The organism is Azospirillum agricola, from assembly GCF_017876095.1.
In the GTDB taxonomy this organism is placed as follows: Bacteria; Pseudomonadota; Alphaproteobacteria; order Azospirillales; family Azospirillaceae; genus Azospirillum; species Azospirillum agricola.
The window spans coordinates 205,945-216,464 of record NZ_JAGINM010000012.1 but is presented as its reverse complement, the minus strand read 5'-3'; the positions used below and the strand labels follow the sequence as shown (position 1 = coordinate 216,464).

General features: G+C 70.9%; 10 protein-coding genes. 7 read left to right on the top strand and 3 right to left on the bottom strand.

What is annotated here, in order from left to right:
* Both J2847_RS19250 and galU read right to left on the bottom strand, forming a co-directional pair.
* Positions 1-104, bottom strand: a 104-nt coding sequence (locus J2847_RS19250) for an NAD-binding protein (protein ID WP_209780498.1), incomplete at its 3' end; no start/stop codon positions are given.
* A 128-nt stretch (positions 105-232) separates the two neighbouring features.
* Positions 233-1,102, bottom strand: a complete 870-nt coding sequence (galU, locus tag J2847_RS19245; RefSeq protein ID WP_209780485.1) for a UTP--glucose-1-phosphate uridylyltransferase GalU — start codon at positions 1,100-1,102, stop codon at positions 233-235.
* Positions 1,103-1,449: 347 nt separating this feature from the next.
* Between galU and J2847_RS19240 the strand changes: the two genes are divergently transcribed.
* The 4 genes from J2847_RS19240 to J2847_RS19225 all read left to right on the top strand — a co-directional run bounded on the left by J2847_RS19240 (position 1,450) and on the right by J2847_RS19225 (position 4,820).
* Positions 1,450-2,208, top strand: coding sequence for an RluA family pseudouridine synthase (locus J2847_RS19240; protein WP_209780484.1), 759 nt, complete (start codon positions 1,450-1,452; stop codon positions 2,206-2,208).
* A gap of 5 nt (positions 2,209-2,213) precedes the next feature.
* Positions 2,214-2,504 carry a GNAT family N-acetyltransferase gene (locus J2847_RS19235; RefSeq protein ID WP_209780483.1) on the top strand — a complete coding sequence of 97 codons (291 nt, stop codon included), beginning with the start codon at positions 2,214-2,216 and terminating at the stop codon, positions 2,502-2,504.
* A 136-nt stretch (positions 2,505-2,640) separates the two neighbouring features.
* Entirely contained in the window at positions 2,641-3,882 is a 1,242-nt protein-coding gene (locus tag J2847_RS19230; protein ID WP_209780482.1) for an O-antigen ligase family protein, read from the top strand.
* A complete protein-coding gene (locus J2847_RS19225; protein ID WP_209780481.1) occupies positions 3,879-4,820 on the top strand; it encodes a glycosyltransferase family 9 protein in 942 nt (313 codons plus the stop codon). The genes J2847_RS19230 and J2847_RS19225 overlap by 4 nt, the downstream gene beginning before the upstream one ends.
* 39 nt (positions 4,821-4,859) lie before the next feature.
* Here J2847_RS19225 and J2847_RS19220 read toward each other — a convergent pair whose 3' ends face one another.
* Positions 4,860-6,374, bottom strand: coding sequence for a hypothetical protein (locus tag J2847_RS19220; protein WP_325169445.1), 1,515 nt, complete (start codon positions 6,372-6,374; stop codon positions 4,860-4,862).
* A 265-nt stretch (positions 6,375-6,639) separates the two neighbouring features.
* Here J2847_RS19220 and J2847_RS19215 point away from each other — a divergent pair, with 265 nt between their 5' ends.
* From J2847_RS19215 to ilvD, 3 genes are all read left to right on the top strand, one after another.
* Positions 6,640-7,818 (top strand): HflX-like GTP-binding protein, encoded by a 1,179-nt coding sequence (locus J2847_RS19215; protein ID WP_209780479.1) that lies wholly within the window; start codon positions 6,640-6,642, stop codon positions 7,816-7,818.
* Between the two features lie 88 nt (positions 7,819-7,906).
* Entirely contained in the window at positions 7,907-8,266 is a 360-nt protein-coding gene (locus tag J2847_RS19210; RefSeq protein ID WP_209780478.1) for a DUF2934 domain-containing protein, read from the top strand.
* 277 nt (positions 8,267-8,543) lie between these two features.
* Positions 8,544-10,409: a dihydroxy-acid dehydratase gene (gene ilvD, locus J2847_RS19205; RefSeq protein WP_209780477.1), complete on the top strand. Its 1,866-nt coding sequence runs from the start codon at positions 8,544-8,546 to the stop codon at positions 10,407-10,409.
* The last annotated feature ends 111 nt before the right edge of the window (positions 10,410-10,520 follow it).

Here is a 10,520-nt window from a genome sequence, read left to right as displayed (position 1 = left end):
TTGCCGGCGTCCTTGTCGACGCAGGTGACGTGGACGCCGAACTCCGAGAAGCAGGCACCCGACACCAGGCCGACATAGCCCGTGCCAATCATCGCTATCCGCATCGTGTATCCCCTGTGCTCTCTCGCATCGGCCGGCTTCCCCCGCCGGCCAGTCCCCGAAACAGGCAAACCCGCCGCCGCCCCGGTCAGGGGACGTCGGCGGGTTGCGTGGTGTCAACGCCGCTCGTCGGTCAGCAATATTTGCGCAGCATCTCGCGCACCTTGTCGGCCATGTCCGGCCGCTTCAGCGCGTGGGCGAGGGTCGCCTCGATGAAGCCGACCTTGTCGCCGCAGTCGAAGCGCGTGCCCTCGAAGCGCAGCCCGTGGAAGGGCTGGTTGCCGATCAGCTTCGCCATGGCGTCGGTGAGCTGGATCTCGTTGCCGGCGCCGCGCTGTTGCAGCTCCAGATGGTCGAAGATCTCCGGCTGGAGGATGTAGCGGCCGATGATCGACAGGGTCGAGGGCGCTTCCTCCGGCTTGGGCTTCTCGACGAGGCCGCGCACGGTGGCGAGGCGGCCGTCGTCCTTCTCGACGTCCAGGATGCCGTAGCTGCTGGTGCGTTCGCGCGGCACGTCGACCACGGCGACGATGTTGCCGCCGACCTCCTCATAGGCCTCGACCATCTGCTTCAGGCAGGGGGTGTTGCCCTGGACGAAGTCGTCGGGCAGCACGATGGCGAAGGGGTCGTTGCCGATCAGGGCGCGGGCGCACCACACGGCGTGGCCGAGGCCGAGCGGAACCTGCTGGCGGGTGTAGAAGCAGCGGCCGGGCGCGATCTCGCTGTGGCGCACCTCCTCCAGGGCGTCGGCCTTGCCGCGCTCTTCCAGGGTGCGGTTCAGCTCGGTGTCGGCGTCGAAATGGTCCTCGATGGCGCGCTTGGAGCGGCCGGTGACGAACACGAAATCCTCGATGCCGGCCGCGCGGGCCTCCTCGACGGCGTGCTGCAGCAGCGGCCGGTCGACCAGGGGCAGCATCTCCTTCGGGATCGCCTTGGTGGCCGGCAGGAAGCGCGTGCCGAGACCGGCGACGGGGAACACCACCTTGCGCACGGGTTTCCGCATAGGAAGTCTCTTGTGGTTGAGGCGAGAAAGGCAAGACATGGGAAGAAACCGCCACGCCGGAAGCGCGGCCATTCCGATGGGCTTTCTGCCACGCCTTCCGGGGCCGCGCAACAAACCTTCCGGGGCCGGACAAAAGGCTAGATGGCTTGCCCGTCGATACTAGGACCGGCCGATCGGCCGGGGTCCCGGTCGAACGTCGCGCCGTTGCAGGGTTTCCACCCCGATCGATCGGGGTAGGCGTCCGTCGCCGCGACACCGTGCCGCCCCAACCTTGTCACACGGCCGTCCGGGCGGGGCGGCGGCGCTTGGCGCTTGCCTCGCGGGCATGGCACCGCCATGGTGCGGTCATGACCCCCGACTCGCTGCGCGCCCGCGTCCTCTACGAGGATCCCTGGCTCTATGTCATCGACAAGCCCGCCGGACTGGCCGTCCACAAGGCCGGCAAGATCGTCGACCATCTCGAACTCTATCTGCCGGCGCTCGCCGACGCCGATGGCGTGCCGCCGAAGCTGGCGCACCGGCTGGACCGCGACACCGCCGGCTGCCTGATCCTCGGGCGCACGCCGTGGGCGCTGAAGCGGCTGGGCCAGATGTTCGCCGCCGGCCATGTGGAGAAGACCTATTGGGGCGTCGCCGACGGCATCCCCGACCGGTCGAGCGGAATCATCGACCTGCCGCTGCTGAAGCGCAACGTCCCCGGCGCCTGGACCATCCTGCCCGACCCGACCGGCCAGCCCGCCGTCACCGAGTACCGCGTGCTCGGCACCGGCAACGGCCGCTCCTGGCTGGAACTGACGCCGCGCACCGGGCGCACCCACCAGATCCGCGTCCATTGCGCGGCGATCGGCTGCCCGTTGACCGGCGAGCCCTTCTACGGGCCGGAGCGGCTGCCCTTCGGCAACCTGCATCTGCTGGCCCGTTCGGTGTCCTTCCAGCTCGGGCTGCAATACCCCAGGGTCACGGCGGTGGCCCCGCCGCCGGAGCATATGCGCGATGCGCTGGCCGGATGCGGTTGGGGTAGCCCCGGTCCAAATCCCGAAACCGCGTGTTACGATGCGGAGACGGGCGGCACGGAGCCGGCCGCCCTGGGCATCGTCACGGGATGAGGGTCATGAGCGAATCGTTTTCCGGCGAAGCGTTTTCCGACAACCGGGCGAAGAACCGTTTTGAGTTGGCCGTCGGCGGACAGACCGTCTTCGCCGACTACCGGCGCAGTGGCGGCACCCTGCTGATCTCCTACGTCGAGGCGCCGCCGTCGCTGCGCGGCACTGGTGCCGCCGGGCGGCTGATGGAGGGCGTCATGGGACAGGCGCGGGCGGAGGGGTTGAAGGTGGTGCCGGTGTGCAGCTACGCCGCCCTGTGGATTCAGCGGCACAAGCAGCACGCCGACCTGCTGGCCTGAACGGAACGGCGTCAGGCGTTCTTAGGGAAGCGCCGGCCGTCCGGGATCGGCGACGAGCACCGTCGGGCGGTGCCGGTTGCTTTCAAGCCGGGACTTCTGTTAAGTCGCCGCCGGTCCTCGCTGTCCCGTTGAGCCCATGGCCATCTCCTCGTCGCGTCACGATTCCTCGACCGGCCTGCCCGATGCGTTGCTCGCGGCGGCGGCCGGAACGGTCGCCGGGCTGCTCGGCCCGCTCGCGGCCCTGGCGCCGCGCGGCCTGCCGGTGTGGGCCATTCTCTTCACCGTCATCGCCCTGGCGGGGCTGGCCCGCCGCCGCGCGCTGGGCCGGATGGCGCGCTCCCTGCCGGCGGTCGCCGTGGTCGGCGCCTTCCTGTTGCTGGCTCTCCTGTCGACCGTGTGGAGCCCGTCCGGACGCGACGGCGTCACGGTGTTGGAGATCGCCTACATCGCGTTGGGCGCCCTGGCCGGCGGGGCCTGGGTGTCGCAGATGCCGGGGGTGGAGGCGCGGCGGCTCGCCGGCCTGTTCCTTGCCGGCTTCCTGGCTGGCGTCGCCGTGTTCGGCGTCGAGGCGCTGCTGGATTTCCCGCTGCATCGGTGGTGGAACGCGATTCCCGACGAGGAACTCATCCACCTCATCCACAGCAACGTCCCCAAGCGCACCGCCGCCCTGCTCTGCCTGCTGGTCTGGCCGGCCGCGCTGGTCGTCGACCGGGCCGGGCATCGCGCCGCCGCCCTGCTGGTGCCGGTGGCCTACGCGCTGGTCTGTCTGCCGTTGACCAGCCGTTCGGCCATTCTCGGCATCGCCGTCGGCATCGCTACCTTCGCCCTGGCCTGCTGGTCGGCCCGCCGCGCCCGGCAGGCGCTGGGGACCATCGTGGCCTTCGCCTTCGTCGCCGTCGTTCCGGTGGCCCTGTTCCTCGACCGTGTCCTGAACCTGGAAGGAGCGGACTGGCTGTTCCATTCCGCCCGCCACCGGATCGAGATCTGGGGGCTGGCGGCGAACCGTGCGCTCCAAACCCCTCTTCTCGGTCAGGGAATCGATTCCTCCCGCGCGCTGACGCCACAGGGCGAGGTGTCCCGCTTCGTGGAAATCGGCGACAGCCTGCTGCCGCTGCACCCGCACAACGCCTTCCTCCAGGTCTGGCTGGAACTGGGAGGGGCCGGGGCCGCGCTGGCGCTGGGCGCGACCCTGATGCTTCTGGCCGGGACCGGGCGCATGGCCGAGCGCGACCAACCCTTCGCGCTGGCGCTGTTCGCGACGGCGCTGGCGATGGGCAGCACCGCCTACGGCATCTGGCAGGCGTGGTGGATGGCCGGCTTCCTCGCCGCCGGCCTGGTGCTGCGGCTGGCCGCCCGCGTTCCGGCGGACGAGCGATGATCCCTGCCGCCCCCCCTGCCCGGCCCTGCCGCATCCTCGTCATCAAGCTGGGGGCCTTCGGCGATTTCTTCCTGGCGCAGACGGCTTTCGCGGCGATCCGGCGCCACCACGCGGCCGACCATCTGTCGCTCATGACCCTGCCGTCGCTGGCCCCCCTCGCCCGGCTCAGCGGCCTGTTCGACGAGGTCCTGGAGGATCCGCGCGAGCGTTCGCTGGCGGCCTATCTGGCGGTCCGGCGGATCCTGCGCGCCGGACGCTTCGACCGTGTCTACGATCTGCAATCGCAGTCCCGCACCAACCGCTATTTTCCCCTGCTGTTTCCCGGTCCCTGGCCCGAATGGTCGGGCACGGCGCGCGGAGCCTCGCACCCCGACCGCTACGAGGGCCGTCGGCGGGTCGCCGCCGTCGAACGCTACGCCCGGCAGCTGGCGCCCTTCGGCATCGTGCCCGATCCGGTGCCGGACCTGTCCTGGCTCGATGCCGACATCGGCCATTTCGGCATCGCCGCGCCCTTTGCCCTGCTGGTTCCCGGCTCCTCGCCCGGCCGGCCCGACAAGCGCTGGCCGGTGCGCCGCTACGCCGAGGTGGCGACCGCCCTGGCCGGGCGGGGGGTGACGCCGGTGGTCGTCGGCACCGGGATCGAATCCGAACTGGCCCGCTCCATCGCCGATGCCTGTCCCGGGACCGTGGACCTGACCGGCCGGACCAGCGTTCCCGAACTGGGCGGGCTGGCGCGCCGGGCCTGGGGGGCGGTGGGCAACGACACCGGCCCGACCCAGCTGATCGCCGCGGTCGGATGCCCGACCGTGGCCGTCTATTCCAACGCGTCGGGGCCGACCCAGTCCTCGGGGCCGCGCGTGGTCATGCACCGGCGGCCGGATTTCGCCGAGATGGACAGCGCCGGCGTGCTGGCCGCTCTGGATCGCGTGCGGGGCTGAACGGCCCCGCGAGCTTTTTCCCTGCCCGTCGCGGTCCGGTCAGCGGCAGAAGGGGAACGGCCCGACCCGCGGCATGTAGGTGGGAATCCACTCGCAATGCGTCGTCGGGTTGGGCAGGCGGCGGGTCTCGATGATCGGCCAGGCGTGCGCCGCGACCACCACCAGCGCCACCCCGCCGAGGATGGCGCGCCGCGACCGGGTGCGGTCGAGAAGCCCGGGCATCCGCGCCAGCACCCAGGCCGCCGACAGGATCGCCAGCGGGTCGGTGTAGGCGGCGTAGGCGCGCTGGAAGCCGCGCAGCGAGAACAGCGCCTCCAGCCCCCAGGCGACCAGCAGCAGGAACAGAGCCTGGACGGCGGCCAGCCGCTCGCCGCGCCGCCACAGCGCCACGGCGCCCGCCAGGGCGAACCATTCGACGATGATCGTCTGCGGGATGTTGTCGGGATGCAGGACGATGGTGCGGATCGCCAGAGTCCGGCCGACCCCGGACAGCAGCAGCGTCAGCAGCCCCTCGCCCACCACCTGCTCCTGTCCCTGCAACGCGGTGGCGTGGCGCCAGCTGGTGAAGACGAACATGTGCTCGACGAAGTTGGCGACGGCGATGACGTTCTGAACGTTGTAGCGGAGGTCGAGCGCCAGCAGCCCCAGCGCCAGCCCGAGCAGGACCGCCGCCGCCGCCGTCACGGCGTGGGCCGGCGGCACCCGCAGCACCGCGGCGACCACCGCCATGCCCAGCAGGATCCAGCCGGCGACCAGCCCCTGGTAATGCCCGGACAGACCGCCGCCCACCGGCTTGTAGGGGTAGAGCGCCTGTCCCCAGCCGGCGATGCCCTCGGCGACGAGCGCGAGAGCCGGAACCAGCGCGGCGGCCGCCAGGAGTGCCGTCACGGCGGCCAGAGCCCACGGAGACCGGGACCCCCGCGTCCGGGCGGCGGGCTCGAACCGCTGCCCGAACAGCAGGGCCGCGACCGGAATGCCCAGCGCCAGGAACACCGCCTGGACCTTGGTGACCATCGCCAGCCCGGTCAGCAGCCCGGCAAGGCCGAGCAGCAGGACCGGCTTTCCTCCCGGCGGACGCCGCACCGCGACCAGCACCAGCAGCAGGGCGGTGACGACCAGGCCGGCGGAGAGCAGATCGGTCCGCATCTGCCGGCCCTGCGCCGTCAGCCCGACTCCGAACGCCATCACGATCCCGGCCAGCAAGGCCACCCGCCGGTCGCCGACGAGGCTGCGGACCAGCGTCGCGTAGACGACGGCGAACAGGGCGACCAGCGCGATCGACAGCGCCCGCCCGGCCTCGACCAGATGCTGCCACGCCGCCGCCGTGGCGGCGGCGTCGCTGGCGGGCGGCAAGGCCGACAGCGTGGCGATGGGCAGCAGCCCCAGCGCGTGCAGCGCTCGGAACCAGGCATCGACGACCAGGAAATAGCCGTATCCCGGATGGTCGAAATACTCCTGCGGCAAGCCGTCGCCGAACAGAAGCCCGTGATAGACCAGGACCAGATCCTGGTCGGCGTGCATCCAGTAGGGCAGCCGGAATCCGAAGATCAGCACCGAAAGCGCAATGGCCGCGGCAATGCCGGTGCACAGGGCCCACCAGGGGGCTTGCGAAAGGCGAGGAAGCGGCGAGGGGCGGGAGGGGGTGGACGGCATGGTCGGGCTCTGATCCGGTCGGCGGCAGCGCCGGGTTGTGACACGAGTCCGGTCCCCTTGGGAACCGTGTCCGAAGGCGCTCTGTTGATAAGGCGCCGCCCGCGCACGCCGTACCATCCGGACGCCTGAAGGCGCGCGGCCGTTTCCAGAGAGCCGGGAAGACCCCATGACGCTGTTTTCCGAAACCGATCCCACGGCACCCGTCGCCCGGGCGCTGGTCGTGACCCCCATCCTGGCCACCGACCCGCCCGCCCCCGCCGCGGCCGCGCGCCTGGACGAGGCGGTGCGGCTGACCCGCGGCATCGGGGCGGCGGTGCTGCACGCGGAAACGGTTTCCCTGGAACAGCCGAAGGCCAATTCCCTGTTCGGGCGTCCGGGCCTGGAGCGTCTCGGCGGGTTGGTGGAGGCGTTCCACGCCGACCTGCTGGTGATCGACCATCCGTTGACCGCCTTGCAGCAGCGCACGCTGGAGCGCGGCTGCCTCGTCAAGGTTCTGGACCGCTGCGGTCTGATCCTTGAAGCGCTGGGGGAATCGCAGGGCGCCCAGGGCGCCGACGCCGAAGCGCGGATGCAGGCCGACCTCGCCATCCTCCGTTTCCAGCGTGGGCGGTCGGTGCGTTGCTGGAGCCGCCCGGACAAGCGATGGGACGGGCTGGGTTTCCAGACCGCCTCATCCGGCGGGATTCCCGGCGACGCGCTGCTGGAGAGCCACCGGCGCCTGCTGACCGAGCGGATCGCCGGCCTGAAGCGCGGTCTGGCCGACCTTCGCCAGCGCAAGGCCCGGACGCGGGAACGGCGCAGGGCGGCCGGCATCCCGTCCGTCGCGCTGGTCGGTTACGCCGGTGCCGGCGTCTCGACCCTGCTCGCCCGGCTGTCCGGCCGAACCTCGCCCGGCGCGGCGGCGGTCGGGGCGTCGCTTCCGTCGGGCCGGGCCGTCGATCTCGTCATGGGCCTGCCCGTTCTGGCCGATCTGCCGCATGGCGCGATCACCGCCTTCGCGGCGACGCTCGACGCGGTGCGCGAGGCGGACCTGATCCTGCATGTGCGGGACGCCGCCGATCCGGAACAGGCCGCGCGGGCCATGGCCGTGGACACGCTGCTGCGCGACCTCGGCATCGATCCGGTGAACGACCCCCGGCTGCTGGAGGTGTTCACCAAGGCCGACCGCCTGGCAGGCACCGCGCGGGCCGCGCTCGCCTTGCGGATGCTGGACGGTAAGGCCGGCGAAAGCCTGCCGGTCTCCGCGGCCACCGGCATGGGCATGGACGATTTGGCCAGCCTGATCGAGCGCCGGCTGGACGCGCGGGCTCCGGTCCTCGACGAGAAGGGGCCGGTGCCGGCGTGACCGGTCATTCGGGGTGCCCCATAGGAGCGGCTTCTCAACGTCGGCGGGAAGCTGTCACAAAGCGATTCTGGCCGAGGAGCAGGAAACAATGAGCGATCCCCAGGATATTCAGGAGCGTATCAGCCGTCGTGCCCACGAAATCTGGGAGCGCGAGGGCCATCCGGACGGCCGCCATGACGAGCATTGGGCGCAGGCCGAAGCGGAAATCCGCGCCGAGGACCGCGCCGGCACGGCTGTGAAGCCTTCCCGCAAGGCCGCCGCCAAGGGCACCCGCGCCGCTGCCGAGGGATTGTCGGCGGTGGCCGCCGGTACGAAGGCGGCGGGCAAGGCAGCGCCGAAGGCCGCCAAGCCCCCGGCGGCGAAATCCGCCGCGGCCGGCAAGCCGGCCGAGCCGAAGGCGGCCCGTGGGTCGCGCAAGGACAATGGCAAGGGGGCGGCGGCACGCTAGCTGGGGGGCCGGCGCGGCGCTTCGGGCCTGCTCGGGGAGCTTTCCCACCGAGGCAACCGGCGCGTCCACCGGATTGCGGCATGGTTTCGGGGTGCTTGCGGGCGATTCGCGTGTCGATGGGCGCGCGTATGGCTCGGCGGTTGGTGCGGTGTGCATGGCTGGCCTACGCGTCCTTCGCGGCTCTGGAAAGCGCGACAGGAGATTGCTAAGGTGCCCACCTGTTTCGTTCCATCCTTTCGCCAATCCGCATCCGCGCGACCAGTCGAGGACAAAATCCATGCCGCATTACCGTTCCCGCACCTCCACCCACGGCCGCAACATGGCGGGCGCCCGCGGACTGTGGCGGGCGACCGGCATGAAGGACGGTGACTTCGGCAAGCCGATCATCGCCATCGCGAACTCCTTCACCCAATTCGTACCGGGGCACGTCCATCTGAAGGATCTGGGCCAGCTCGTCGCCCGCGAGATCGAGAAGGCCGGTGGCGTCGCCAAGGAATTCAACACCATCGCCGTCGACGACGGAATCGCCATGGGCCACAGCGGCATGCTCTACAGCCTGCCCTCGCGCGAGCTGATCGCCGACGCGGTCGAGTACATGGCGAACGCCCATTGCGCCGACGCGCTGGTCTGCATCTCAAACTGCGACAAGATCACGCCCGGCATGCTGATGGCGGCGATGCGGCTGAACATCCCGGCGATCTTCGTGTCGGGCGGCCCGATGGAAGCCGGCAAGGTCAACTGGCGCGGCAAGACCAAGGCCGTCGACCTGATCGACGCCATGGTCGCCGCCGCCGACCCGACCGTGTCCGACGAGGAGGCGGCGGAGATGGAGCGCGGCTCCTGCCCGACCTGCGGCTCCTGCTCCGGCATGTTCACCGCCAACTCGATGAACTGCCTGACCGAGGCGCTCGGCCTGTCTCTGCCCGGCAACGGCACCATCCTGGCCACCCATGCCGACCGCAAGGAGCTGTTCCTCGCCGCCGGCCGCATGGCGGTGGATCTCTGCCGCCGCTGGTACCAGGAGGAGGACGCCACCGCCCTGCCGCGCGGCATCGCCACCAAGGAAGCCTTCGAGAACGCGATGACGCTCGACATCGCCATGGGTGGTTCGACCAACACGGTCCTGCACATCCTGGCCGCCGCGCAGGAGGGCGAGGTCGACTTCACCATGGCCGACATCGACCGGCTGTCGCGCCACGTTCCCAACGTCTGCAAGGTGGCGCCCGCCGTCTCCGACGTCCATATCGAGGACGTGCACCGCGCCGGCGGCATCTTCGGCATCCTCGGCGAGCTGGACCGCGCCGGCCTGCTCCACCGCTCCGTCCCGACCGTCCACGCCCCGACGCTGGGCGAGGCGATCGACCGCTGGGACGTGGTGCGCACCCAGGATCCCGCCGTCCACACCCTCTACAAGGCCGCCCCCGGCGGCATCCCGACCGTGGTGCCCTTCAGCCAGGAGCGCCGCTGGCCGGAACTCGACCTCGACCGCGAGGCCGGCGTCATCCGCAAGGCCGACAAGGCGTTCAGCCAGGATGGCGGCCTCGCCGTGCTGTTCGGCAACATCGCCGAGAAGGGCTGCATCGTGAAGACGGCGGGCGTCGACGCCTCCAACCTCGTCTTCTCCGGTCCGGCCCGCGTGTTCGAAAGCCAGGACGACGCGGTCGCCGGCATCCTCGGCGACACGGTGAAGGCCGGCGACGTCGTCATCATCCGCTACGAAGGCCCGCGCGGCGGCCCGGGCATGCAGGAGATGCTCTACCCGACCAGCTATCTGAAGTCGAAGGGGCTGGGCAAGGCCTGCGCGCTGGTCACCGACGGCCGCTTCTCCGGCGGCACCTCGGGCCTGTCGATCGGCCATGTCTCGCCGGAGGCGGCGGGTGGCGGCGCCATTGGCCTGGTCGAGGAAGGCGACCGCGTCGAGATCGACATCCCCAACCGGATCATTCGTCTCGCGGTCAGCGACGAGGAACTCCAGCGCCGCCGCGACGCGATGAACGCCAGGGGAGCGGACGGCTGGAAGCCGGCGGCCCGCGACCGCGTGGTGTCCCCCGCCCTGCGCGCCTACGCGGCCCTGACCACCAGCGCCGACCGTGGCGCCGTTCGCGACGTTTCGCAGGTCGAGGGCATCGCCGTCCGTCGCTGACGGCGTCCCCGCACACGCCCTTGCCGAACAAGAAAGAAGCGCCACGTCTGGACGTGGCGCTTCTTTTTTGTTCAGGCATCCATACTCACGTATGTATTGCCGGTCTGAGGC